Source organism: Streptomyces sp. BRA346 (assembly GCF_052851135.1).
Map to the genome: position 1 here is coordinate 104,173 of NZ_JAIWIH010000003.1, position 24,458 is coordinate 128,630.

At 73.0% G+C, this 24,458-nt stretch carries 18 protein-coding genes; 7 read left to right on the top strand and 11 right to left on the bottom strand.

The annotated features are described in order from the left end of the window. Positions 1-273 precede the first annotated feature (273 nt). The 5 genes from LCH29_RS04445 to LCH29_RS04465 all read left to right on the top strand — a co-directional run bounded on the left by LCH29_RS04445 (position 274) and on the right by LCH29_RS04465 (position 7,833). Positions 274-1,812 carry a sulfatase family protein gene (locus tag LCH29_RS04445; RefSeq protein ID WP_446460362.1) on the top strand — a complete coding sequence of 513 codons (1,539 nt, stop codon included), beginning with the start codon at positions 274-276 and terminating at the stop codon, positions 1,810-1,812. Between the two features lie 32 nt (positions 1,813-1,844). Next, positions 1,845-2,963, top strand: coding sequence for an ROK family transcriptional regulator (locus LCH29_RS04450; RefSeq protein WP_446460363.1), 1,119 nt, complete (start codon positions 1,845-1,847; stop codon positions 2,961-2,963). 53 nt (positions 2,964-3,016) lie between these two features. Then, the gene (locus tag LCH29_RS04455; RefSeq protein WP_446460364.1) at positions 3,017-3,742 is read left to right on the top strand and encodes a response regulator transcription factor; all 726 of its coding nucleotides are present in this window, start codon (positions 3,017-3,019) and stop codon (positions 3,740-3,742) included. After that, complete coding sequence (locus LCH29_RS04460) at positions 3,739-5,247, top strand: sensor histidine kinase (protein ID WP_446460365.1); 1,509 nt, start codon at positions 3,739-3,741, stop codon at positions 5,245-5,247. The genes LCH29_RS04455 and LCH29_RS04460 overlap by 4 nt, the downstream gene beginning before the upstream one ends. 87 nt (positions 5,248-5,334) lie before the next feature. Further along, a complete protein-coding gene (locus tag LCH29_RS04465; protein ID WP_446460569.1) occupies positions 5,335-7,833 on the top strand; it encodes a SpoIIE family protein phosphatase in 2,499 nt (832 codons plus the stop codon). Positions 7,834-7,842: 9 nt separating this feature from the next. Here LCH29_RS04465 and LCH29_RS04470 read toward each other — a convergent pair whose 3' ends face one another. From LCH29_RS04470 to LCH29_RS04510, 9 genes are all read right to left on the bottom strand, one after another. Next, complete coding sequence (locus LCH29_RS04470) at positions 7,843-10,494, bottom strand: hypothetical protein (protein WP_446460366.1); 2,652 nt, start codon at positions 10,492-10,494, stop codon at positions 7,843-7,845. 72 nt (positions 10,495-10,566) lie between these two features. Next, complete coding sequence (locus LCH29_RS04475) at positions 10,567-12,462, bottom strand: ATP-binding protein (RefSeq protein WP_446460570.1); 1,896 nt, start codon at positions 12,460-12,462, stop codon at positions 10,567-10,569. A 125-nt stretch (positions 12,463-12,587) separates the two neighbouring features. Then, on the bottom strand, positions 12,588-14,012 hold the full coding sequence (locus LCH29_RS04480) for a DUF2201 family putative metallopeptidase (RefSeq protein ID WP_446460367.1): 1,425 nt from the start codon (positions 14,010-14,012) through the stop codon (positions 12,588-12,590). A gap of 165 nt (positions 14,013-14,177) precedes the next feature. Beyond that, a complete protein-coding gene (locus tag LCH29_RS04485; RefSeq protein WP_446460368.1) occupies positions 14,178-15,158 on the bottom strand; it encodes an MBL fold metallo-hydrolase in 981 nt (326 codons plus the stop codon). Between the two features lie 59 nt (positions 15,159-15,217). Then, entirely contained in the window at positions 15,218-16,732 is a 1,515-nt protein-coding gene (locus LCH29_RS04490; protein WP_446460369.1) for a glutamate synthase subunit beta, read from the bottom strand. Between the two features lie 37 nt (positions 16,733-16,769). Further along, a complete protein-coding gene (locus tag LCH29_RS04495; RefSeq protein ID WP_446460571.1) occupies positions 16,770-17,828 on the bottom strand; it encodes an NAD(P)H-dependent flavin oxidoreductase in 1,059 nt (352 codons plus the stop codon). Between the two features lie 14 nt (positions 17,829-17,842). Continuing rightward, entirely contained in the window at positions 17,843-18,577 is a 735-nt protein-coding gene (locus tag LCH29_RS04500) for a CoA-transferase subunit beta (RefSeq protein WP_446460370.1), read from the bottom strand. Further along, on the bottom strand, positions 18,574-19,440 hold the full coding sequence (locus LCH29_RS04505; protein WP_446460371.1) for a CoA transferase subunit A: 867 nt from the start codon (positions 19,438-19,440) through the stop codon (positions 18,574-18,576). Before LCH29_RS04505 ends, LCH29_RS04500 begins: the two co-directional genes overlap by 4 nt. Further along, on the bottom strand, positions 19,437-20,201 hold the full coding sequence (locus tag LCH29_RS04510) for an enoyl-CoA hydratase family protein (protein WP_446460372.1): 765 nt from the start codon (positions 20,199-20,201) through the stop codon (positions 19,437-19,439). The genes LCH29_RS04505 and LCH29_RS04510 overlap by 4 nt, the downstream gene beginning before the upstream one ends. 86 nt (positions 20,202-20,287) lie before the next feature. Between LCH29_RS04510 and LCH29_RS04515 the strand changes: the two genes are divergently transcribed. Both LCH29_RS04515 and LCH29_RS04520 read left to right on the top strand, forming a co-directional pair. Further along, complete coding sequence (locus LCH29_RS04515) at positions 20,288-21,118, top strand: SDR family oxidoreductase (RefSeq protein WP_446460373.1); 831 nt, start codon at positions 20,288-20,290, stop codon at positions 21,116-21,118. Next, positions 21,115-22,029 carry an SDR family oxidoreductase gene (locus LCH29_RS04520; RefSeq protein WP_446460374.1) on the top strand — a complete coding sequence of 305 codons (915 nt, stop codon included), beginning with the start codon at positions 21,115-21,117 and terminating at the stop codon, positions 22,027-22,029. The genes LCH29_RS04515 and LCH29_RS04520 overlap by 4 nt, the downstream gene beginning before the upstream one ends. A 30-nt stretch (positions 22,030-22,059) precedes the next feature. Here the strand turns inward: LCH29_RS04520 and LCH29_RS04525 are convergent, their stop codons facing one another. Together LCH29_RS04525 and LCH29_RS04530 are read right to left on the bottom strand one after the other, a co-directional pair. Further along, a complete protein-coding gene (locus LCH29_RS04525; protein WP_446460375.1) occupies positions 22,060-23,124 on the bottom strand; it encodes a GDSL-type esterase/lipase family protein in 1,065 nt (354 codons plus the stop codon). Between the two features lie 40 nt (positions 23,125-23,164). Continuing rightward, complete coding sequence (locus LCH29_RS04530; RefSeq protein ID WP_446460376.1) at positions 23,165-24,409, bottom strand: transglycosylase family protein; 1,245 nt, start codon at positions 24,407-24,409, stop codon at positions 23,165-23,167. Between the last annotated feature and the right edge of the window lie 49 nt (positions 24,410-24,458).

The window sequence follows — 24,458 nt, forward strand, 5'->3', positions numbered from 1 at the left end:
GGGTCGCCTGGTGGCTGGGGTCGTAGCCGGTGGTCAGGCTACTTCCGCGACGCGCCGCTGATGATCGTCGGTGAGGCACCAACGAGATCCAGCGCAACGTGATCGCGAGCCAGCTCGTGAAGCGCGGAGGTCTCGACGCATGAACATCGTTGTGTGTGGAGTACGTGCCCGACGCCACAGCCGACGCTGCGCATCCAGGACGGCAGGCCGTGGCATCACAAGAATCCCACAAAGTCGTTCCCTACGGTGCCTGGCTCCGGAGTCCCGCAGCTCATGGAGGTTTGCGACGTGTTCGGCAAGCGCTACTCACGCACCGTGCGCACCGCGTTGTGCGCGTCCCTGGCCGCCGTATTGCTGGCATCGTGTTCGAGAGTGGCGGACACGGCCACCGAGAGTTCCCCGACCGCCGACGACGCCTCGGGTTCCGCGAAGAAGCCCAACATCGTGTACGTCCTCACCGACGATCTCGACTGGAACCTGGTGAAGTACATGCCGCACGTGCGGCAGATGCAGGACAAGGGGGCGACCTTCACGAACTACTTCGCCACGGACTCGCTGTGCTGTCCGGCGCGCACGTCGCTTCTCACCGGCCAGTACCCCCACAACACCGGTGTCTTCACCAACAGCGGGGACGACGGCGGCTACCGCGCGTTCATGAGGAACGGCAACGAGAAGAAGACCTTCGGGCCCGCGCTGCAACACGCAGGGTACCGGACCGGATTCATGGGGAAGTACCTGAACGGGTACCAGCCCGGCGACAAGAACGGTACGTCCCGGCCGTACGTCCCCGCCGGCTGGGACGAGTGGGACGTCGCCGGTGACGGGTACAAGGAGTACGACTACGACCTCAACGAGAACGGCAAGGTCGTGCCCTACGGGAACGACCCCGAGGACTACCTGACGGACGTGCTGTCGGAGAAGGCCACGTCGTTCGTCGACTCCTCGGCGAAGGCGAAGAAGCCGTTCATGCTGGAAGTGGCGACGTTCGCACCCCACGGCCCGTCCACCCCCGCACCGCGCGACGAGGGCACGTTCCCTGGGCTCAAGGCCCCGCGGGCCGATGCCTACGACAAGGCGACCCGCGATGCGCCGAAGTGGCAGCAGGCGCTGACCCCGCTGACGCCGAAGGAGAAGAAGCGGATCGACCGGACGTTCGCCAAGCGGGTGCGCTCCGTCCAGGCCGTCGACAGGATGATCGGACGGCTGCGGAGCACGCTGGAGGCGAAGGGCCTGGCGGACGACACCTACATCGTGTTCGGGTCGGACAACGGCTTCCACATGGGTGAGCACCGGCTCAGGCCGGGGAAGCAGACCGCCTACGACACCGACATCCGGCTGCCGATGATGGTCACCGGGCCCGGCGTACCGGCCGGTGAGAAGGTGTCGCAGCTCGCGGCGAACGTCGACCTCAACCCGACCTTCCTCGAACTCGCGGGCCTGGAGCCCCCGTCGACCGTGGACGGGCAGAGCCTCACCGGCCTGATGCGCGGACGGCCCGAGGACGACTGGCGCCGAGGCGTGCTGGTCGAGCACCATCGCGCGGCGTCCAAGAAGGGCGACCCCGACGCGGCGCCCCAGGACAGCGGCGACCCCCCTACCTACGCGGCGATGCGCACCGCGGACTCCCTCTACGTCGAGTACGCCGACGGGGAACGCGAGTTCTATGCGCTGGATTCCGACCCCGACCAGCTGACCAACCGGGCATCGTCCCTGTCGGCGGACCAGCGCGCCTCCCTGCACCGCACCCTGGTGGCGCTACAGCGCTGCAAGGGCGCGGAGAGCTGCCGGACCGCTTCCCGGCCCCACTCCTGAAGGGCCACACGGTGGTAGCGACGGAGAAGTGGATGCGCTCTTCCCTGCGCAAGCACGAGAGCCTGGTCCTGGAGATGGTGCGCAGGCACGGTCCGCTGACCCGGGGCGAGTTGGGGGATCTCTCCGGCTTGTCGCGCACCACGATCTACACGGTGGTCGGCGCGCTCCTGGACAGCGGTGCCGTGCGTGCTTCGGTGCCGACCGCGGGCGGACGGGGGCGCGGCCGTGGCCGCCCGGCGGAGCGGCTGTCCTTGAACCTCCGGGCCACCGACCTGCTCGGCATCGACTTCGCGCGGCAGGCGGTACGGGTGGCGACGATGGCCGCGGTGAACGGGAGGATCAGCAGCGCGCGCGAGCAGCACGGCCCCGACGCGTCGTGGGAGGAGCGCATCGACATCGCGCGACGGCTGACCGGCATGCTGACCGGGGGAACACTGCGGCTGGACGCGCTGGGCGGCATCGGGGTGGGGCTGACCGGACCGGTCGGCCCACCGGGGGAGGCGTTACCCGGCGCGATCCACCCGGATGCCGTGTCGGCGCTGGTGAGCGAGAGGTTCGGCATGACGGCGTGCCTCGACAGCGACACACGTCTGGCCACCTTGGCCGAGAGGACCTGGGGCGCGGCCGCCGACGAGCAGGACGTCCTGTACCTGTGCCTGTCGCACAGCGTCGGGGGTGGCCTCGTGGCGGGCGGAAGGCTGCACCGAGGTGCCCACGGGCTGTCGGGGCAGTTCGGCCACATCACCGTCGATCCCGAGGGCAAGCCCTGCCCATGCGGCCGCGTGGGGTGCCTGGAAACCGTGGCGTCGATCGGGGCCGTGCTCGACGCCCACGGGTCCGCCACGGACATACCGCAACTGGTGGCCGCACTGGACGCGGGCGACGAGGCCGCGTACGCGGCGCTGGCCCGGGCCGGTACACACACCGGCAAGGTCCTGGCCGACCTGTGCAACGCCTTCGGCCCCGGCATCATCGTCCTCGGGGGCGAGCTGACCGGCGCCGGTCCGGCCCTGATGGAGCCGCTGCGACGCGAACTGGACGCGAACGTGACCTGCCGGGGCTCGCGGACACCGCTGCGTGTACGTCCGGCCGAACTCGGCGACGCGGGTGCCGCGCTCGGTGCCCTCGCCCTTCTTCTCCACCGGTCCTAGCATGACGCGCCGGGCCTCCGGCCGGAGGCCACCCACGACGAGCGGAGGTGCGCATGACCGGCAGTGCCGGACGGGTGCTCGTGGCCGATGACGACGATGCCACCCGGCGCTCACTGAAGCGGGGTTTGCGGCTCAGCGGTTACGACGTGACGCTGGCCGACGGCGGCCACGCCGCCCTGGACGTGATGCGCGCCGGCCACCCCGACATCGTCGTCCTGGACATCTGCATGCCCGGCGTCAGCGGAATCGACGTGTGCCGCACCCTGCGCGAGTCCGGTGACGATGTGCCGGTGCTGATGCTCTCCGCCCTCGACGAGGTCGACGACCGGGTCGCCGGGCTGCAAGCCGGGGGAGACGACTATCTGGTCAAGCCGTTCGCCCTGCGAGAGCTGGAGTTGCGGCTGCGCGCCCTGCTGCGCCGCCGACCGCCGACCGCCCTCGACCGGGTGCGGGTCGGCGGCCTCGTCCTCGAACCGGCCACCCGCCAGGCGTCCGTGGACGGGCGGCCGATGAACCTGACGCGGCGCGAGTTCGAGCTGCTGGAGATCCTGGCCCGCAACGCGGGTATCGTCCTGACCCGCGACCAGTTGATGGACCGGGTGTGGGGGTACGACTTCCAGGTCCGCACGGACGTGGTGGACACCTTCGTCAGCTATCTGAGACGCAAGCTGGAGGCGGGCGGACGCCACCGGACACTCCACACCGTTCGCGGAGTCGGCTTCGTCCTGCGCGAGGAGCGTCCGTACCACGGCGGCGGACGGGCCGGAGGCGGGCCATGAGGCTGTCCACCCGGCTCGCGCTCGCCGTGGGCGTGAGCGTACCCCTCCTGGTCCTGGCCACCGGGTGGCTGCTGCTGCGTCTGGTCGCCGATGACCTGCGCGCCCACCAGGAAGCGCAGCTGAGCGCCAGGGCGACGGCCGTCTCCCAGAACGCCAACCGGTATCTGCACGCAAGAGAGGACGACCAGCCGGTCATCGCCGAGAAGTCCCGGCGGCGGCTGGAGGGCTCCGCACGGGACATGGGGATCCGGCTGACCGGGCCGGACGACACGCTCTCGGCCGGTCCGCAGCCCGCCGCCGACACCCGGCTGCCCGCCCGCGCCCCGCACCCGGTCACCGTGCGCTCCGGCGACGAGACCTGGCATGTGCTCTCGCGACGCGTGTACACCGCGGGGCAGAAGGACACGCCGAATCTGTGGATCTTCGCCCCGGACAGCGCCTACCAGGCGGAGGTCTCCTTGGTGCGCGAACGGGTCGTGACGGTCACGCTGCTGGCCGCGCCGTTGGCCGGGGCCATCGCCTGGGCGATCTCCGCCCGGGCGGTCCTGCCGCTGCGGCGGCTCCAGCGCCGTACGAGCGGTCTGGACCCCAGGAGCAGCACCACGCGCCTGGAGCACACGCGGACCCGCATCACCGAGGTCGACGACCTGGCCCACACGGTGCAGACCGTGTTCGCCCGCTACGACCAACAGGCGGTCCGCACCAACGAGGCGCTCGCCACGGCCCGCTCGTTCACCGCGGCCGCCTCCCACGAGCTGCGCACCCCCTTGATGAGCATGCGGACCAACCTCGACATCCTCACCGCCCACGCCGACCTCGACGCCGCCGACCGGGCCGAGGTCCTGGAGGACCTGGGGCGTGAACACGCCCGGCTGCTCGGGCTGGTGGTGATGCTCAAGACCCTCGGGCAGGGCGACCTGGTCGAGGCGGACTCGTTCACGCCGGTGGACCTGGCGGAGCTGGTCGAGGACGCGGCCGCCGACCTGCGCCGCGCGCACCCGGACGCCGCGGTGACCGTACGCGCCCCCGCGGGGCTGCTGGTCCACGGCTGGGAGCAGGGGCTGCGCTCCGCCGTGGGCAACCTGCTCACCAACGCCTGGACACACGGCCGCACCGAGGATGATCGGGCTCGTGTCGACGTGGCGCTGCACCCGACCCGGGACCAGGATGGCCCGGCGGCGGTGCTCACGGTGGACGACCACGGGCCCGGTATCCCCGCCGCACGCCGCGAAGAGGTCTTCGAACGCTTCCGCCGCGGCCCGAACAGCCCCGGCTCCGGCCTCGGCCTGACGCTGGTCGCCCAGCAGATCGCCCTGCACCGAGGCCGCATCACCGTACGGGACCGCCCCGACGGGCGTTCCGGCGCACGCTTCGAGGTATGGCTGCCGCTCACCGGCACCTCGGTCGTGGAAGACACCCTGCCGCTGGTGCGCCGGGATTGGCTGACGGCTGCCGCGGGGCGCCAGGGCCCCCGTACGACCGTGGTCCAGCGGCCCCGGAGGTAGTCACGGGCCGAGAGCCGACGCGTCCGTGCCCGTCAATGCCGCTGCCAGGTGTGCCGTATGTCCATATGTTAGAAAAAGTCTGTGAAGGTGCGTTCTGCCCTGGGCTTGCGCAGCGTCGCCGGGCAGGTGTGCGCCCTGATGCTGGTGATCGTGACGTTGCTGGTGCTCGCCACAGGGACCACGCTGGTCCTTCAGGCCCGCAGCGGCCATGAGACGCAGGCCCGGGGGCGCGCCCTCGGCCTCGCGAAGACCTTCGCGGCCGCCCCCGGCGTCCGGCGGGCGCTGGAGTCCCGCGATCCCTCCGCGATCCTCCAGCCCTACGCGACGAGGCTCCGGCGCGTATCCGGTGTCGGCTACATCGTGGTGACCAGCCCCCTGGGCATCCGCTACGCCCACCCCGACCCGAATCTCATCGGCACCCGTGCCGCCCTTCCCCTCCATCCGGCCACGGCCGGCCGGTCCTTCACGGACGAGGTCCCGGCCGCCGCCCTCCCCGGCCCCTCGATCCGCGCGGTGGTCCCCGTCGCCGGGGCCGGGGGCCGGGTCGTCGGCATCGTCAACGTCGGGGTCACCCTTCCCGAGGCGTCCGCCTCGGTGAGCCGTCAACTGCCGGTGCTCTACGGATCCACGGCGCTCGCCCTCGTCCTCGGCGCCGCGGGAGCGGCGCTGGTCGGCCGACGGCTGCGGCGCCTGACCCACCGGCTGGACCCCGCCGAGCTCACCAGGATGTACGAGCACCACGACGCCGTGCTGCGCGCCGTACGGGAAGGCGTGCTCATCCTCGACGGCCAGGGGCGGCTGGTGCTCGCCAACGACGAGGCCCGGCGGCTGCTCGGGCTGCCGCCGGAGGTGCGCGGCGGGCGGCTCACCGAGGCCGGGCTGGCCCCGGAGACCGCGGGACTGCTCGCCTCGGGCCGCGCCGTCACCGACGAGGTGATCCAGGTCGGGGACCGGCTGCTGGCCGTCAACCAGCGCCCCGCCTCGCGCCGCGGGCAGCTCTGGGGCAGCGTCGCCACCCTGCGCGACACCACCGAACTCCAGGCGCTGACCGACAAGGCCGACGCGGCATGGGCACGCCTGGAACTGCTGTACGACGCGAGCGTCCGCGTGGGCACCAGTCTCGACATGACGCGCACCGCCGAGGAACTGGGCGACGTCGCGGTCCCGCGCTTCGCCGACTTCGCCACCGTCGACCTGCTGGAGTCCGTACTGCGCGGCGAGGAGCCGGTCGACGCGCGGTCCCGCATGCGCCGCGTCGCGGTCAGCGCCGTACGGGAGGAGCGGCCCCGGCCGCCGTCCGGCCACACCCTGCTGGCCGTCCCGCTCAGCGCCCGGGGGGTGCTGCTGGGGCAGGTCGAGTTCCGGCGCCTGGAGGGGGCCGCGCCCTTCGACGACGAGGACCGGTCCTTCGCCGACGAACTCGTCGGCCAGGCGGCCGTCGCCATCGACAACGCCCGGCGGTACGCACGCGAACACGCCACCGCGCTGGCCCTCCAGCAGAGCCTGCTGCCTCGCGGGCGGCCCGAACAATACGCCGTCGAAGCCGCCTACCGCTATCTGCCCGCCCACGCCGGTGTGGGCGGCGACTGGTTCGACATCATCCCGCTGTCCGGCGCGCGGGTCGCCCTCGTCGTCGGCGACGTCGTCGGCCACGGACTGCACGCCGCCGCCACCATGGGCCGGTTGCGCACCGCGGTCCACAACTTCTCCGTCGTCGACCTGCCGCCCGATGAACTCCTCACCCAGCTCGACGACGTGGTGGCCCAGCTCGACCAGGAGGAGGCCGCCAGGAACGGCGGCATCGGCGCGGTCGGGGCCAGCTGTCTGTACGCCGTCTACGATCCGGTCGCGCAGCGCTGCACCCTGGCCCGGGCCGGTCATCCGCCGCCCGCCGTGGTCGACCCGGGCGGCACCGTGACCATCCCGGACCTGCCCGCCGGGCCGCCGCTGGGGCTCGGCGGGCGGCTCTTCGAGTCGTCCGCGATCCCGCTCCCCGCGGGCAGCCGGCTGGTCCTCTACACCAACGGACTCGTCCAGGACCGCGAACGGGACATCGACACCGGGCTCGACATGCTGCGCCGGGCCCTCGGCCCCGCCGACCCCGACCCGGGGCGCACCTGCGACGCCGTGATGGGCGCCCTGCTGCCGCCGCGCCCCACCGACGACGTGGTCCTGCTCGTCGCCCGCACCACCGCCCTGGACGAGCGGCACGTCGCCTCCTGGGACCTGCCCCCGGACCCCGCGGTGGTCGCCGGAATGCGGGCCGCCGTCGCCCGCACCCTGGCCGACTGGAGCCTGGACGAGGCGGTCTTCACCACCGAACTGGTGGTCAGCGAACTCCTCGGCAACGCCATCCGGCACGCCGACGGCCCGATCCGCCTGCGGCTGCTGCGCAACCGCACCCTGATCTGCGAGGTCGCCGACGGCAGCAGCACCTCCCCGCATCTGCGCCGCGCCGCCATCACCGACGAGGGCGGCCGGGGCCTGTTCCTGGTTGCCCAGATGGTCCAGCGCTGGGGCACCCGCTACACCAGCGAAGGAAAGATCATCTGGGCCGAGCAGGATCTGCCACCGGCGTTCACCTGACGCCGGCGCTCAGCTGACGATGGCGGCCGCCGTGGTCAGCAACTCGGGGAGAGTGCCGGTGAAGTCGGGCAGCAGCCGCAGCGCCAGCGCCCACGCCTCCGGATCCTCGCCCAGGTGGGCGGTGGCCAGCTCCAGGGCCGCGCGGCCGACCGCGAGCGCCGCCGGGTCCGGCGCGCCCTGCCGCGTGCGGTCGTGGCGGTACATCAGGTAGGCGGCCGCGTGCCCGGCCGGCCTCGCCTCGTACAGGACGTCCAGCGGGGTCAGCATGCCGAGGCGGGCCGCCCGGTCCAGCCATTCGTTCCGGCGGTGGGGCCGCGGCAGCGGATGGTGGCGAACCAGGTCCAGGGGGCTCGGCCGGGGCCCGGTGGGCTTGTGCGTATGCATGTCGTGATCGAGCCGCAGCGACGCCATACCGCAGTCGGCGCGCAACTCCTCCGGGCAGCCGTCCTCATGGGCGAGCACCACCAGCAGGGCGTCGGGGAGCGGATCGCGCTCATGCTCCCGGACCAGCTCCGCCCAGGGCAGCCCCGGCCCGATCTCCTCGGCCATCCGCTCCAGCGCCGGTGTGGCGAGGTCGACGGTGCCGCCTTGGGAGCGCAGGAACTCCACCTGAGCCGCCGGCCCACGGGAGCGCGCCAGCTCCGTGCGCAGCACCGACAGACCGTCAGCCGCCTCCAGCGCGCTCCGGACGATCTCATGGGTGGCCTTCGGCAGCGGATGCTTGCGGCTGCGGCGCTCGGGGAACTCGGTCTCCTCCAGCAGCCCCCGCACCTCCTCGGCACCGTGCCGCTCCCACACCTTGACCAGCAGATGCAACTGCCCGGCGAGCGTATGCAGCTTGATCTTGCCGAGCAGGATCCGGGCCAGCCGCGCATCGCCCGATGCGCAGATCGGCAGCAGCCAGTGCCGCCGCCCGCTGACGCGTACCTCCTCGATCAGCTCATCGGTGATCGGCAGCGGCTCCGTTCCCGGGACGGGCCCGAACCGGCGGCCCGCGAGGATGCCCCGGCGCTGCTCGTCGGTGAGCGGCGTGTAGACGTACAGCTTGGTGTTGATCTCGGGGTCGTCGAGGACAATCAGCTCCCCGACCTTCTCCGCGGGCAGCTCCCAGTCGGAGGCGACGGAAGCCAGCACCGTTGTGCCGTGGAGGCTGACGAACAGGTCGCGCAGGGCGGGCGAGGGCTGGTGGAAGACCAGCAGATGCTGGACGCACCGCCGGTCCAGATGGGGCGCCAGAGCCAGCTGCACCTCCTCAGTGGCCTGCTGGAACAGCTGGAGGAACACCGCGCGGGCGCCCTCCGGACGCTTCACCGGATACTCGGCTCCCAGCGGCCTCGGCCAGCTCTTGCCACGGTGCTTGGCCCGCTGCTCGACGGCGGCGGCGACCAGCTCCGCACTCGTCCCCGTGAACCGGGGGAGCAGCGAATACAGCGCGCGCCAGGCCGCGAAGCTGTCGCCCAGCGGCTCCAGCAGCCCGGCCATGGCCGGGCCGAGCGGGTCCGTGCGGTACGGCAGCGAGGCCAGGACCCGGGAGGCGGGCCGCACCTCGGCCAGGACGCGGTCCACCGGGTACGCGCCTTCCCGGATGCCGCGCCTCAGCAGATGCGCCAGGCGGTCGTGGTGGTAGCCGTCCTTCCAGTCGGTCCCGGTGAGCAACCGCCAGGGCAGTGGGGAGGTCTCCGGGAGGTGGGAGGACCGCCGGTACGCGGCCAGCACCAGCTCGTCCGGGCAGTCCGGGCGGGATGCCAGCAGTTTGAGCGGGAGCCACGGGAAGGGCTCGCGCTTGTGCTCGGCCAGCAGCAGTTCCCAGTCCACGGCGCCCAGCGGGAACGACCCGTACCCTTGGGTGAGTTCACGGAGGCGACGCACCAGCTCATCGCCGGTCGGCGGCGGTGCGTCCTCCTCGGCGTCCCGGGCCGCCGCCTCGTCTCGGGAAGCTTTCTCACTGCTGGACGCCGTCTCTCCGCCGGATGCCGCCTCGTCCTCGGAAGCCGCGTCGGCGGCCACCCGCTCGGCCCTCTCCAGCACGGCAGCCGGATCCTGGGCCGCTGCCGCCAGGCGGACCACATCCGTCACCGCCGAGTGCAGAAAGGGCACTTCGGCCAGGGCGGCCAACTCGGCCACTCCGCCGTGGGTGAGCGTCGCGTGGCAGGCCTTCAGCTGCTGGGGGATGTCCAGTGTGGTGCCGATCTTTTCGATCACATGCCGCACCACCTCCGGGAACGGCGCGTCCAGCGCCGGGAGCAGGTCGTCCGACGCGGTGGCGGACAACAGGAAGTCCACCAGGCCGCCCGGGGCGCGCCAGCCGGGGTCGGCCGGACGCGTGGCCGCCGCGCCGAGCACCGCGCCCCGGAGGTCCTGCCGCCAGGAGCCGGGCAGCGGCCCCTCGTAGAGCATCCGGGCGAGGCCGGGGTCGGCCAGCTCGGCGAGCCGGAGCATGACGGCCTGCCGCTCGGCGCCGACCCGCGCCCCGGCCAGGGCCTCCAGCAGCTCCCGGTCGCCGGAAGCGAACACCTCGTCCACCAGATGTGCGGGCAACCGCAGCCGGGACCGGAGCAGGGTCAGGGTCTCCTGGCGGAGCCGGGGCATCAGCGCCGGGGTGAGGGAGGGCCCGGCGAGCTGGAAGGCGGTGGACACCAGGGTGTCCCGTTCGTAGGTCACCGCGCGGGGTGCGCTCCGTTCATCGTTCGGTACCGCTGTGAAAGCGGGGAGGGCGAGGAAGGTGAGGAGACGTCATCCGGCGCCGGACAGCTCGGCCATCCGGGCCAGCGCGCCGATCCAGAACCGCTGCCGCTCCGGCGACTGGCCCACCATGTGGGCGGCGCGCAGCTTGGGCGGCAAGTGGCGCAGCAGCCGGGCGACCACCTCGGCGTTCCGCTTGAGCTGGGACACCTCGGCGTTGGCGAGCACCTGGTGCACCAGATCGGTGTCGTTGGTCCCCTCGTCCGACGTCTCGGACGCGGCCGCCAGCCGGGCCTCCCAGCGGTCGATGTCGCGCGCTATCTCCCGCAGCCCGATCACCCGCTGCTCGGCCCGCTCGGCGAGCCGTGCCTCCAGCTTGGACAGCGGCACCGGGGCGTACTCGCCCTCACCCAGGTAGATCAGCCCCGTCTCCAGCGGCTGCCCGGCCTGGTGCAGCTTGATCAGCCGCTCCAGGGTGCGCTTGGTGATCCAGTCCCGGCCCTCGTCGTCGATGTCGTTCTTCCACCACTCCAGAACCGTCTCGGCCACCTCGCCATAGGTGGCGATCAGCCACTCGTTGGCCGGGATGTCCTGGGGGCTCACCTCGTAGCTCACCGTGAAACGGCTGGCCTGGGCCACGTTGTTGCTGCTGACCAGCAGCTTGCGGCCGAGGTGGTACGGCGGGTTCTGAAGCGCGACCTGGGCGCGCAGCCCCGGGATGGGCCGACCGGCCAGCGACCACTCCTGGGTGATCTCCATCAGCTTGGCGAAGGTGGCCTTGTCCTTGGGGCGGTTGTACTCGTCCCAGACGATCACCTTGGGGTCGGGGCCCACCAGCGCGCGGCTGAACAGGGTGTCCAGCGTGCCGTCCGGAGTGGGGATCGGCACGCACAGGTCTTCCACGTTGGTCACCGGCAGCGAGAAGTACACCGGATCGCTTCCGCTCTCCTCGCGGACCACCGCCTTGGTGATCTCCGTCTTGCCGCAGCCGGGCGGGCCCTGGAGCAGCACCGCCCAGTTCTCGCGGACCGCGGCGCGCAGAATGCTCCGCACCGGATCGGGGATGGTGGCGGGGTTGGGGAGGCCCAGGGCCCCGGCGATGGCGTCGAGAAGCTCGGCGGTGCGGTCCGGTCCCGGCGTGCCGTCGGCCGTGCGGTCGTGCAGCCGCAGCCGCACCCCGCCCACCAGCGGCAGCCCCCAGGACAGCGGAAACCCGGCGCGGGCACAGTCCAGGACGTGCTGGAGGGTGCGCGGGGAGAGCAGCGAGCGCAGGTACGGGGTGAGCCCGGCCCAGATCTGGAACACCCCGGTCAGATCCCAGTCCTCGTACCGCTCGGCCAGCGTGGACCGCCAAGCGGTGTCATTGGCCGTGATCCGCAGGGTGACCATCCGGTCCAGGACGGCCAGATCGCTGCGCCGGGCGCTGGTCTCGGCCAGCGACTCGTTGTCCGCGAGGAAGACCCCGACACAGCCGAGCGCGCGCAGATCGTGTTCGCCCAGCGTCCAGTTGCACGCGATCTGCATCAGCTGGGACTGGATGGTGTCCCCGGCCTGGAGCGAGTCGTCGATGAGCAGCACGAACGGCACACCCGGGGAGAGCTGACGCATGATCAGTTGAGTGAGCACCAGCTCCCCGGTGCGGTCGTCCCGCACCGGCGCGTTCACCAGCAGGTCGTCGGGGGTGAGGTTGGCCGCCGGGACCAGGATCACCTCGGTGCCCGGATGGGCATGCGGGATGTAGGACAGAAACGTCGACGTCTTGCCGATCCCGTGCTCGCCGAAGACCTGGCCGGTCTGCCGCATCGCGATCATGGCGCTGATGAACTGTTCCAGCCGGGCCCCGGTCCGCCCCGGCGGCTCGGGGGAGGTGGCGGTGGCCCGCCGGCCGCTGCCCTCGGCCGCCCGCTCCTGCCGCCCGGCGGCCGTGTCCCTCGCGGTCGGCGCCATGGTGTCCACACTGCTCACGGTGACTGCAATCCCCCGTTGTTCCGTGTCGTTCGTCCATGCGTGTCCGCACCCCGCCCGGCGGGCGGGGACGGTGTCTCGATTCCCCGGTTTCCCGGTGCCTCGGCTCAGCTGTCGCCGGTGACCACCCGGTGGCAGGCCATCGGCGGGTCGTGCCGCTCCGGCCAGTCGTCACCGCCGTCCGTGATCAGCCAGATCCACCGGTCGGGCTGGGCCGGGGTCACCTTCCGGGCGTGGCCGTCGGTGACCATGATCACCGCGTCGGCGCGCTCCTCGAACCGCCGCCCGTCCACCGCCCGCCGCCCCTCCACGTAGTCCACGACCTGCTGGAAGTCGGTGCCCCCGCCGCCGTGCACCCGCTCTCCGGGGACGAACGGCATCAGCGCGCCGTCGAGGCTCAGCCAGTGGCTCTCGACTCCCTCGGTGCGGCCCACCAGCGTGGTGATCCAGTCGATCACCGGCTGGGGCATCGACCCCGAGGTGTCCAGCGCGATGACCACGACCTTGGTGCGCTCCGCACCCCGCCGCGCCAGCATCGGGTCGTGCCCGAGCGCCAGCAGCACCGCCCCCTGCTTCTTCGGGTAGATCAGCCGCTCACCCTCGCGGAGCTTGGAGGCGAGGGTGTCGGACAGCCACCGCCGCCACCACTCCACCCGCCGGGTCCGCTGCGTCTCTCCCCGCAGCGCGCCCAGCCCCATCCGCCCCCACATCTTCTCCAGCCGCTTGCCGCCGCCGGTGGTGCGGTCCGCGAGGGCCAGCAACTCGTCCCGGGCGAGCCCTTCGCCGCGCAGCGCGCCGCGCATCACCTCGGCAAGCGTCTCCTCGACCGCCGAGGTCACCGCCTCCGCGTCCATCGGCAGCCGCTGCTTCGCCCCGGCCCCTTCGCCGTCCCCGCCGGGGCCCATATGGATGCACAGGACCGGCGGCACGGGAGGAGTGCGCATCCGCTTCAGCTCCCCGTAGATCCTCAGGTCGGTCTCGGTGAACTCACCGTAGGACAGCGGCTCGAAGCCCTGCTCGCGCAGATCGGCCACATACCGCCGGTGCACCTCGTGCGGATCGACGCCCACCGGCTCCCGGCGGGTGCCGCCCGCGCCGTCCGGCACCTCACGCGTCGGCAGGCCGCCCTGCGCCAGCCGGAGCAACGCCACGTGGTTGATGGCGACTTCGGCCGCCAGGTCGAAGACCGGGTCGGCGCGCAGATCCTCGTCCACGTACAGATGGCGGTGGATCAGATGCCGCGCCTCGTGGAACAGGACGAAGCGCACCCCGCTCGGCCCGATCGCGACGAAGAACTCCGGGTTGTACAGCAGCAGACAGGTGCCGTCCCCCGTGGCCACCACCGCCGCCGTGTCCACCGCCGTGGTGGGGATCTGGTAGTGGCACTTGGCATACAGCCACGAGGACACCACGCTGTCCTTGACCCCGAAGTCCAGCAGCGCCGCCTCCTTGAGCCTGCGGCCCTCCTCGGCCACCGCCGGATCGTCCGGCTGCCGGGCCAGCAACGCGTGGCGGTCGGCCAGGTCGATCACCCCCCGACCGGGCGCGTGCCGGCTTTCCCCCGCTACCTGTGCCACTGCCTTCCCTCCGCTCCGACCTGCACGGGAGCGTAACCCCTCGCCGTGGGCGGCCTTTTGCCGCCCACACCGAGAACGTTATCCGCCGGGTATGACAACGCGGCGGGCGAGCGGGCGCGGTCAGCCCTGGCGCAGGTCCCAGGCCACCTGGGCCACGTCGGCGATCATGGCGACGATGTCCGGCCGGTCCTCGCCGCCGTTCAGATGCCGGTACTCGGTACCCACCGTGATCACCATGCGCTCGGGCAGCCCCGGCAGCGGGAACGCGTTCTCGGCGATGAGCTTGCGGGCCGCCTCCAGGGCGGGCACCCCGGCCGTGTGCAACTCCCGAGCCCGGTCCCGGATGTGCTCCAGATAGCCGATGTGGCCGCGGACGCCCTCCCGGTCCAGCACCGGCCCATGACCGGGGACGACGGTCTGCGCCCCGGTGTCCAGCACCCGCTCACACGCGGCGATCACGCTGTCCAGCGGACCGGCCCAGTGCACCGCGTGGTCGCCGGGGTCATCGGGGCTGGAGGCGAAGATGACATCGCCGGTGAACGCCACCTTCTGCTGGGGCAGATACGCGATGAGGTCGCCGGTGGTGTGCGCGGCGGGCAGCGCGGTCAGCTGCACCGGCACCTGCCCGATCCGCAGGTCCAGCTCGCCCGTGAAGGTCGTCGTGGGCTCGACGACCTCGGTGTCGGCCCAGTCGAACCGTCCGAAGTGGCTCTGGAGGTACCACCCGAGCGGCGTCTCCGGGTCGCTGCCGCGCACCATGGCGTGCAGCTGCTGCGGAGCGGGTTCGTACTCGATGTGGCCGAGCGCCTCGCGGGTGGCCACGATGTCGGCACCGCGCACGACCTCCGCGCCCCACAGATGGTCACCGTTCGCATGGGTGACGATCACCCGCCCGATCCGGCCTCCCTCGGGCAGCAGCGCCCGGCTGCGGTCCAGGAAGTCCTGGGCCATGCGCCGGTCGTAAGGGGAGTCGATCCAGGCTGCGGCACCATCGGGGGACACGATCAGCCCACAGTTGGCGAGGCCCCATCCGGCGCTGGGCGTGGGACTCCACAGATACACACCGTCGGCGAGGCGGGGGAGTGGTGATGGCGAGTTCATGGTCGCACAGTACTCAGCGGCGGCCGGACGTTCACACGAACCCGCCCGTGGCTCCGGCCTCAGGCCGTCATGGGCCGGTCCGCCGGTCCGACCGGGGCCGGGAGGGCGGTGTCCCCGGACAGATAGCGGTCCACCGCGGCCGCCGCCGAGCGGCCCTCGGCGATCGCCCACACGATCAGCGACTGCCCGCGGCCCGCGTCACCGGCCACGAAGACGCCCTCCCGGCCGGTTCCGAAGTCGGTGTCGCGGGCGATGTTGCCGCGTGCGTCCAGCTCCAGACCGAGCTGGCCGAACAGTCCGCCGTCCCGCTCCGGACCGCGGAAGCCGAGCGCGAGCAGCACCAGATCGGCCCGCAGCACCCGCTCGCCGCGCCCGTCCCCGGGCTCCGCGTCCCGGCCCTCCGGCCCCGTCCCGACCAGGCGCAGCGCCCGGACCCTGCCGTGCGGCCGCCCCGGGCCCGGCGCGTCCCCCTCGAAGCGCACGGTGGTGGCCGAGAACACCCGGGCGTCCACGTCCGCCTCCGGGGAGGCCGCCAGTTCCTGCGCCTCCTCGTGCGCGGCGGACATCCGGTAGATCTTGGGGTACGTGGGCCACGGCTCGCCCTCCGCCCGCTCGTCCCCGGGCAGGGGGTGGATGTCCAGCTGGGTCACGGAGGCGGCACCCTGCCGCAGCACCGTGCCCAGGCAGTCCGCTCCGGTGTCGCCGCCGCCGACGATGACCACGTGCTTGCCCTCGGCGGTGATCGGCGGCCGGTCGTAGTCGCCCTCCTGGACCCGGTTGGCCAGCGGCAGGTACTCCATCGCCTGGTGGATCCCGGCCAGCTCCCGGCCCGGCACCGGCAGTTCGCGCCAGGCCCGCGCGCCCACCGCTATCACCAGCGCGTCATAGCGCGTCCGCAGCTCGGCGGCGTCCACATCGGTGCCCACGCCCACGCCGGTACGGAACTTGGTCCCCTCGGCGCGCATCTGCCACAGCCGCCGGTCCAGGTGGTGCTTCTCCATCTTGAACGAGGGGATGCCGTACCGCAGCAGCCCGCCCACCCGGTCGTCCCGCTCGTACACCGCCACCGTGTGCCCCGCGCGGGTGAGCTGCTGGGCGGCGGCCAGCCCCGCGGGGCCCGAACCGATCACGGCCACGGTCCGCCCCGACAGCCGCTCCGGTGGCTTCGGGACCGCATACCCGCTCTCCCAGGCCCGGTCGGCGATGGCGACCTCGACGTTCTTGATGGTCACCGCGGGCTGGTTGATCGCCAGCACGCACGCGCTCTCGCAGGGCGCCGGGCACAGCCGCCCGGTGAACTCCGGAAAGTTGTTGGTCGCGTGCAGCCGCTCGCTCGCCCGCCGCCAGTCGTCGCGGGACACCAGGTCGTTCCAGTCAGGGATGAGATTCCCCAGCGGGCAGCCGTCATGGCAGAACGGGATCCCGCAGTCCATGCAGCGATCCGCCTGCGCGGAGACGATCGGCAGCAGTCCGCCGGGGACGTACACCTCGTCCCAGTCGCGCACCCGCTCCTCCACCGGGCGGCGCGGCGGAAGGCGGCGTGGTGTGGTGAGAAAGCCCTTGGGGTCGGCCATGACCTCCTCCAGTACCGATGTCCTGGTCTGGCCGCTTTCACCCCACTGTACGGCCGCCGGGCATCCGGTCCAGGGCCTCGGCCGCCTCGGCCATGATCCGCTCCACCAGCTCCGCGCACGACGGCAGATCGTCGATCACCCCTGCCACCTGCCCGGAGGCCATCACACCGGTGTCCGTGCGGCCGTCCACCATCGACGCCTTCAGCAGCATCGGGGTGTTCGCGGCCAGCAGCACCTGGCTCCAGGAGAGCCCCTTGCCGCGCCGCATCGCCCGGCCGTCGCGCACCATGCGCGCCCAGCTCAGCCCGGACAGCCGCCGGAAGGCCGCGGCGTGGCGCACGGCGCGGACGAGGGCGGCGGCGCGCCCGGAGCGCTCCAGGGAGGCGACCAGCTCGCTGCGGAGCATCCGGTGGGGGAGCCCGTCCACCGCGGTGGTGACCGTGACGTCCGAGGCCGCCGCCGCCAGATAGCGGGCCTTCACCGCGGCCGGGACGGTGCTGTCGGAGGTCAGCAGGAAGCGGGTGCCCATGGCGATCCCGGCCGCCCCGTACGCGAGCGCCGCCACCAGGCCGCGCCCGTCGTGGAAGCCGCCCGCAGCCACCACCGGGATGTCCACCGCGTCCACGACCTGGGGGAGCAGTACCGTGGTCGCCACCTCGCCGGTGTGGCCGCCGCCCTCGCCGCCCTGCACCACCACCGCGTCCGCGCCCCAGCCCGCCACCTTCTCGGCGTGCCGCCGGGCGCCCACGGACGGGATGACCACCACGCCCGCGTCCTTCAGCCGGGAGATCAGCTCACGCTTCGGGGCCAGCGCGAAGGACGCCACCCGCACGCCCTCCTCGATGATGATCCGCACCCGTTCCGCGGCGTCCCCCGCGTCGGCCCGCAGATTGACGCCGAAGGGTGCCTCGGTGCGGGACGCGACCTCCCGCACGGCCGACCGCAGCCGTTCCGGGGACATGGTGGCCGAGGCGAGGATGCCCAGCGCCCCCGCGTTGGCGGTCGCCGAGACCAGCCGGGGGCCCGCCACCCACCCCATGCCCGTCTGGACGATCGGATGCCGCACACCGACGAGCCGGGTCAGCGCGGTGCCCATCGGCGCGGTGTCCATCAGGGCCGTACCTCCCGTTCGCGCAGCCCCGCCGGATCGATGACCTCCCGGATCAGCCGCAGCTCCTCGGCGGTCGGCTCCCGGGTGGCGGGAACGCCGTCGGGAACGGCGAGCGGGAAACCGGTCGCCTCCCGCACCCGCTCGGCCGATACGCCCGGGTGCAGGGAGCGCACCCGCAGGGTGCGGTCCGGGGTGTCGAAGTCGAGCACCGCGAGGTCGGTCACCACGCGGGGGATGCGGTGGAAGCGGGTCGCGGAGGGACCGGCGGCAGCGGCCCGGTCGTGGCCGACGCCGCACACCATGTCGACACGCTCGACGAAGACGCGCGGGGAGTGCCGGGGCACCCAGTAACTCGTCGGATTGTTGAGGGTGTTGACGGGCGCTCCGCGCACGCCCAGCAGCTGCCGCCGGGGCTGCTTCCAGTCGCCGATGCAGGAGATGTTCTGGTTGCCGTGGGCGTCGAGCTGGCTCGCGCCCATCATCACATGGCGCTTGCCGCCCATGACCAGCGCGAGGTGGCGGCGGTACGGCAGCCAGCCCTCCACCGTCGCGTCATCGGCGCCGACCAGCAGCGCCTCGCCGTCGGTGAGCAGCAGATCGGGCGCGAAGGTGAGCCGCGCCAGCCGGGCGCCGAGCCGCGGTATGAGGCCCATCGGGGCGGCCAGCACCTCCCCGTCGCCCCGCCATGCCTCGGCACAGGCCAGCACGCAGTACTCGGCCCGGGTGACGGTCATTCCGCGCCCTCCTTCGCGTACGCCGCGACCGCGGCCTGATACGTGTCCTCGTCCCCCGCCAGGAACCGCCGGGCGAACGCCTGCCAGGCGGCCGGGTCGGCGGCGGCCTTCGCGTACGCGCGCTGGAACGTCTCGTCCCGTCCGTAGTCGGGGGCGCAGGACGTGAAGTGCGCGCCGTTGGGGGTCTCGATCACGCCGCTCACCGCGTGGCGCCCCACCAGCAGGGACTGCGGACCGGCCGCCGCCAGGAACTCCGCGGCGGGGACGACGCGTTCGCAGGAGAGATACGCCTGCTCCGCCGCTTCGCAGAACAGGTCGTCGAAGTACGGATCGGGGCCCAGGTACTGGCCGTTGCCCTGGGCGTCGGCCCGGTTGAGGTGGACGAGCGACACGTCCAGCCGCAGCGCGGGCACAGCCACCAGCTCCTCGCCGTCCTCGTACGGCGAGACCACCGTCCGCAGTCCCGGATTGACCGTCATCACGTCCGACCCGAGTCCCGCCCGGATCGGCAGGAAGGGAAGCCGGTGCACGGCCGCGGTCAGCCCCCACAGGAACATCGCCTCGTCCAGCTCCACCAGCTCGAAGTCCGCGCGCTCCCGCGCCGCCCGGAAATGCGGCTCCAGCGGGATCGAATCGAGCGTGGCGAAGGCGGTGACCAGTTTGCGGACCCTCCCGGCGGCGGCCAGCAGCCCGACGTCCGGGCCGCCGTACGCGACCACGGTCAGATCGCGGACGTCCGTGCGCAGCAGTGCGCGCACCAGCGCCATCGGCTTGCGCCGGGAGCCCCAGCCGCCGATGCCGACCGTCATGCCGCTCTCGATCCGGCCGACGGCCTCCTCCGCGCTCATCCGTTTGTCGCTCATCGCCCCTCACCGCCCCCGGACCTGTCGGATACGAAGGCGTCCCGGTGCTTGTCGGAGATCCCCGCGAGATTCGCCTCGAAGGTGAAGCCCTGCTCGAAGCGGTAGCTGCGGTGGACGTCGACCGGGTCGATGCCGTTGATCGCCGCCTTGGCGAGCCGCAGCAGCGCACCGTCCTTGGCGGCGATCTCCCGGGACAGCTCCAGCGCGGCGCCCCGTAACGCGGCACGGGGCACCACCCGCCACACCGAGCCGTGCCGGTGCAGCTCCTCGGCGGTCGCGGTGCGCGAGGTGTAGTACAGCGCGCGCATCAGGTGCTGGGGGACGAGCCGGGCCAGATGGGTGGCCGCGCCCAGCGCTCCCCGGTCCAGCTCCGGCAGCCCGAACGTCGCGTCCTCGGCCGCCACGATCGCGTCCGCGTTGCCCGCCAGGCCGATGCCGCCGCCGAGGCAGAAGCCGTGCACCGCGGCGACGACCGGGACCGGGCAGTCGTAGACGGCCGCGAACGCCGCGTGGCAGCCGTGGTTGGCGCCGATGAGCGCCCGGTGCCCCTCGGTGCGCTGCATCTCCTTGATGTCCACCCCCGCGTTGAACCCCCGGCCCTCGGCGGCCAGGACCACGCAGCGCACCGCGGGATCGGCGCCCGCGGCGCGCAGCGCGTCGGCCAGCTCGTACCAGCCGTGCACGGGAAGGGCGTTGACGGGTGGGAAGTCCACGGTGACGACGGCGACGCCCGCTTCGGGGGCGGAGGTGGAGACACCCATGAGCAGATCCGCTACCTTTCCACCAAACGTTTGTTAGGCGTGAAGGTAGCAGCGCCCGGCGCACAACGGGAGGGTGAGAAGGGGCCATGGCCGTCTCCATCGACCTGTCCGGACGCGTCGCCGTCGTCACCGGCGGCACCCGCGGCGTCGGCGCGGGCATCGCCCGGGCCCTGCTCGCGGCCGGTGCCGACGTCGTGGTCTGCGCCCGCCGCCCGCCGGACCACCCGGTCGCGGCCGCCGGTCGCACCGCCCGCTTCCGGGCGCTCGACGTGCGGGACGCGGCCGCCGTCGCGGACTTCTTCGCCCGGGTGCGCGATGCCCACGGCCGACTGGACATCCTGGTCAACAACGCCGGAGGCAGCCCGTACGGGCTGCTCGCCGAGTCCGGCCCGCGCCGCGCCGCGCGGGTCGTCGAACTGAACCTGATCGCCCCGATGACCGTCGCCCTCGGCGCCTACGAGGTGATGCGCGATCAGGAGGGCGGCGGATCGATGGTGATGATCGGCAGTGTCAGCGGCACCCGCCCCTCGCCGGGCACGGCCGCCTACGGAGCCGCCAAGGCGGGCCTGGACAACCTCGCCCGCACCCTCGCCGTGGAATGGGCCCCCGCGATCCGGGTCAACACCCTGGTCCTCGGCATGGTCCACACCGAACTCGCGCATCTGCACTACGGCGACGCCACCGGCGTGGCCGCCGTGTCCCGCACCGTGCCGCTGGGCCGCCTCGCCGACCCGGCGGAGGCGGGCGACGCCTGCGTCTTCCTCGCCTCCCCGATGGCTGCGTACATCACCGGCGCGAGCCTGGCCGTCCACGGCGGCGGAGAGCGCCCGGCGTTCCTGGCGGCGGCGCGGTCCCCGGCGGACGCAACGCCCTCAACAGGCCCAGGAGCAGGCCCAGGATCAGGAGGAGCAGGATGACAGGCATCTGCACCGGACGCGTCGCCGTCGTCACCGGCGCCGGACGCGGCCTCGGCCGGGCGCATGCGCTCGCCTTCGCCGCCGAGGGCGCACGGGTCGTCGTGAACGACCTCGGCGTGGGGCCGGACGGCGCCGGGGAGTCCCCGGGCCCCGCGCAGGAGGTGGTGGAGGAGATACGCGCCCACGGCGGCGAGGGCGTGGCGCACGCCGGTGACATCGCCACCGCCGACGGCGCGGCCTCTCTCGTCGCCACCGCCCTCGACGCCTACGGCCGGCTCGACACCCTCGTCAACAACGCCGGATTCCTGCGCGACCGCATGCTCGTCAACCTCGGTGAGGACGACTGGGACGCCGTGATCCGCGTCCACCTCAAGGGGCACTTCCTGCCCCTCAAGCACGCCGCCGCCCACTGGCGCGCCGAGGCGAAGGCGGGCCGGACGCCCACCGCACGCGTGGTCAACACCGGCTCCGGGGCCGGGCTGCTGGGCAGCGTCGGGCAGGGCAACTACGCGGCCGCCAAGGCCGGGATCGTCGGCCTCACCCTGGTGGCCGCGGCCGAGCTGGGCCGCTACGGGATCCAGGTCAACGCGATCGCCCCGGCGGCCCGCACTCGCATGACGGAGGCGACGTTCGCCGACACCATGGCGGCGCCCGACGAGCCCGGCGCGTTCGACGCGATGGCGCCCGGCAATGTCTCACCGCTCGTCGTCTGGCTGGGCTCCGCCGCCTGCGCCGGGGTCACCGGACGGGTCTTCGAGGCCGAGGCCGGCCGCATCACCGTCATGGAGGGCTGGCGGCCCGGGCCGGCCGCCGACAAGGGCGCCCGCTGGACCCCGGCCGAGGCCGGTGAGGCCGCGGCGAAGCTGCTCGCGGCCGCCCAGCCGCCGGGACCGGTGTACGGGGCGTCCTGACGCACCACTTCGAAGCACCCGGGCACGCCCTCACGGCACGCATCCGGCGCGCCGCAGCACCGTCATGAACCGGGAGGCGAAGACGGGGTGGCCGTCGGCCGAGGGGTGCAGCCGGTCCAGGCCCTCCGGCTCCAGCAGCAGTCGCGAACAGCCGGGCCCGAACACCTCCGGACCGTGGACGTAGTGAAGGTTCTTGTCGCCATGGTCGCGCAGCAGCGCCACGGCGCGCCGTATGTGCGCCCGGCACTCGCGCATCGTCATCCCCGAGGGCCCGGGCACCTCCTCCCGCTCGGGCGCGGTGATGGTCGACATCACGGCGAACGGGGTGTCCGGATGCCCCTCCCGCACGGTGCGCACGAAGCCGACGAGCGCCGAGGCGAGCGCGTCGCGGTTGTGGCTCCCGAGCGCCTGGATGTTGATGCCGACGCAGACGGTGAGCAGCTCGGCCGGGAGGTCCCGCATCAGCCGCGCCGTCATCGGCTGGAGGCAGCAGGCCGCCCCGAGGGCCAGCGAGGTCAGGTCCCACCCGGCGCGGCGCGCCACCAGTGCGGCCCAGGTCCGGCTGGGCGACGCGGCCCCGCGCCCCTGCGAGATGGAGCTGCCGAAGTGGACCCAGCGCGGCCGCCGTTCGGCGCTGTCGCGCTCGACGGCGGAGCCCGCGTCCAGCGTCAGGCCCCGCAGCCGGAACTGGTGGTAGTACGGCAGCCACAGCTCGACCGCCGTCATGCGCCCCGGCAGCCCATCGACCCGGACCTCCGCGTCCCCGCCGTGCGTCTCCAGGTCCGCGGTGGCCGTCCGCCGCCCGTCGCACACCACGTCGAGCCGGGCCCGCTCCTCGGGGCCGTTCAGCTCCGGCGGGGGATCGGCCTGGTAGCGGCAGACGAGCGAGGGGCTGTCGGTGCGCAGGGTGACCCGCACCCCGGACGGCATCGCGGCCCGCCCCAGCCCGCCCTCGGGGAGGTACAGCGCGGCGTCCTCGTACGGCAGCCGCCAGGGAGCGGTCCATCCGGGGCCGCGCTGAAGGGACACCGCGCCCCGGTAGGTCAGGCGCGGATCGTCGTCACCGATGTCGAGCGGGGCGGGCCGATCGTGCATGACAGGGAGTCTGGCACGCCCCACCGACAGCGAACGCGGCTCAGATGCTGATACCGCGGGCGCGCAGATAGCTCAGCGGGTTGATGTCCGAGCCGTAGGCGGGCCCGGTGCGCACCTCGAAGTGCAGATGCGGACCGGTGGTGTTGCCGGTCGAGCCCGAACGGCCGATCTGCTGGCCGACGTTGACGCCCTGCCCGGCGCGCACCGACAGCTGGGACAGGTGCGCGTACTGGCTGTACTTGCCGTCCGCGTGCCGGATGACCACCTCGTAGCCGTACGCGTCCGCCCAGCCCGCCGAGACCACCTGGCCCCCCGCGACGGCCTTCACCGAGGTGCCGACCCCCACCGGGAAGTCGATGCCGGTGTGATGGCCGCTCGACCAGCTGGACCCGGACGCGCGGTAGGCGGTGGTCGGGCTGACGCCGCTCACGGGCGCGGTGAAGCCGGTGGTGGCGGCGGGCTTGGCGGCGGGCTTGCTCGCCCGCCGCTCGGTCTGCTGCGGCTTGGCCTTCGCCTCGGCCTTCGCCTTCGCCTTGGGCTGGGCTCTGTGCTTGGCCTGGGGCTTCGCCGCGGGCCTGGCCTTGGCCTTCGCTTCGGGCTTGGCTTCCGGCGTGGCCTTGCCCCCGCTCAGCGAGAGCTTCTGGCCGGGGTAGATGAGGTCGGGGTCGGAGCCCACCGTCGCGCGGTTGGTCTCGTAGAGCGCGTGCCAGCCGCCGCGCACCTCCTGCGCGTCGGCGATCCGGGACAGGGTGTCGCCGCTGACGACCACATAGGGGCCGGATTTCGTGGACGCGTTGCCCGGCAGACTGGTGGGTGTCGGCTTGCTCTGCCGCACCTGCTCGGCGGTGTGCGCACGCTCCTTGGCGACGGCCTTGACGACCTTCGGCGCGGTCTGCGGCGCGCCGGTGTCCTGCGCCAGCCCTGCCTTCCCCGAGCACACCGGCCATGCCCCCGGTCCCTGCCCGTCGAGCACCTTCTCGGCAATGGCGATCTGCTGGGCCTTGGTGGCCAGATCGGCCCGCGCCGCGTAGGCGGTGCCCCCGTACGCCTCCCAGGTGCTCTGGGTGAACTGGAGCCCGCCGTAGAAGCCGTTCCCGCTGTTGATGTCCCAGTTGTTGGTGGACTCGCACTGGGCCACCTTGTCCCAGGTCTCGCTGGAGGCGGCGTTCGCGCCCGCGGCGGCGACGAGAGGGAGTGCGATGCCGGCGCCGCCCGCCGTGACGCTCAGCGAGGCACGGGAGATGCGGTTGGGCTTGTAACGGCGGTGGCGTCCCCGTAAGGGCATGGACGGCTCCTTCTCCTGCTGCCTGTGAGGTGCTGCCCGAGGCGGGCTG

Excerpts from the sequence above, each read along its gene's own strand:
- LCH29_RS04445 (WP_446460362.1), top strand. The coding sequence starts at position 274 with ATGGAGGTTTGCGACGTGTTCGGCAAGCGCTACTCACGCACCGTGCGC.
- LCH29_RS04450 (WP_446460363.1), top strand. The coding sequence starts at position 1,845 with ATGCGCTCTTCCCTGCGCAAGCACGAGAGCCTGGTCCTGGAGATGGTG.
- LCH29_RS04455 (WP_446460364.1), top strand. The coding sequence starts at position 3,017 with ATGACCGGCAGTGCCGGACGGGTGCTCGTGGCCGATGACGACGATGCC.
- LCH29_RS04460 (WP_446460365.1), top strand. The coding sequence starts at position 3,739 with ATGAGGCTGTCCACCCGGCTCGCGCTCGCCGTGGGCGTGAGCGTACCC.
- LCH29_RS04475 (WP_446460570.1), bottom strand. The coding sequence starts at position 12,462 with ATGGCGCCGACCGCGAGGGACACGGCCGCCGGGCGGCAGGAGCGGGCG.
- LCH29_RS04485 (WP_446460368.1), bottom strand. The coding sequence starts at position 15,158 with ATGAACTCGCCATCACCACTCCCCCGCCTCGCCGACGGTGTGTATCTG.
- LCH29_RS04490 (WP_446460369.1), bottom strand. The coding sequence starts at position 16,732 with ATGGCCGACCCCAAGGGCTTTCTCACCACACCACGCCGCCTTCCGCCG.
- LCH29_RS04495 (WP_446460571.1), bottom strand. The coding sequence starts at position 17,828 with ATGGGCACCGCGCTGACCCGGCTCGTCGGTGTGCGGCATCCGATCGTC.
- LCH29_RS04500 (WP_446460370.1), bottom strand. The coding sequence starts at position 18,577 with ATGACCGTCACCCGGGCCGAGTACTGCGTGCTGGCCTGTGCCGAGGCA.
- LCH29_RS04505 (WP_446460371.1), bottom strand. The coding sequence starts at position 19,440 with ATGAGCGACAAACGGATGAGCGCGGAGGAGGCCGTCGGCCGGATCGAG.
- LCH29_RS04510 (WP_446460372.1), bottom strand. The coding sequence starts at position 20,201 with ATGGGTGTCTCCACCTCCGCCCCCGAAGCGGGCGTCGCCGTCGTCACC.
- LCH29_RS04515 (WP_446460373.1), top strand. The coding sequence starts at position 20,288 with ATGGCCGTCTCCATCGACCTGTCCGGACGCGTCGCCGTCGTCACCGGC.
- LCH29_RS04520 (WP_446460374.1), top strand. The coding sequence starts at position 21,115 with ATGACAGGCATCTGCACCGGACGCGTCGCCGTCGTCACCGGCGCCGGA.
- LCH29_RS04525 (WP_446460375.1), bottom strand. The coding sequence starts at position 23,124 with ATGCACGATCGGCCCGCCCCGCTCGACATCGGTGACGACGATCCGCGC.
- LCH29_RS04530 (WP_446460376.1), bottom strand. The coding sequence starts at position 24,409 with ATGCCCTTACGGGGACGCCACCGCCGTTACAAGCCCAACCGCATCTCC.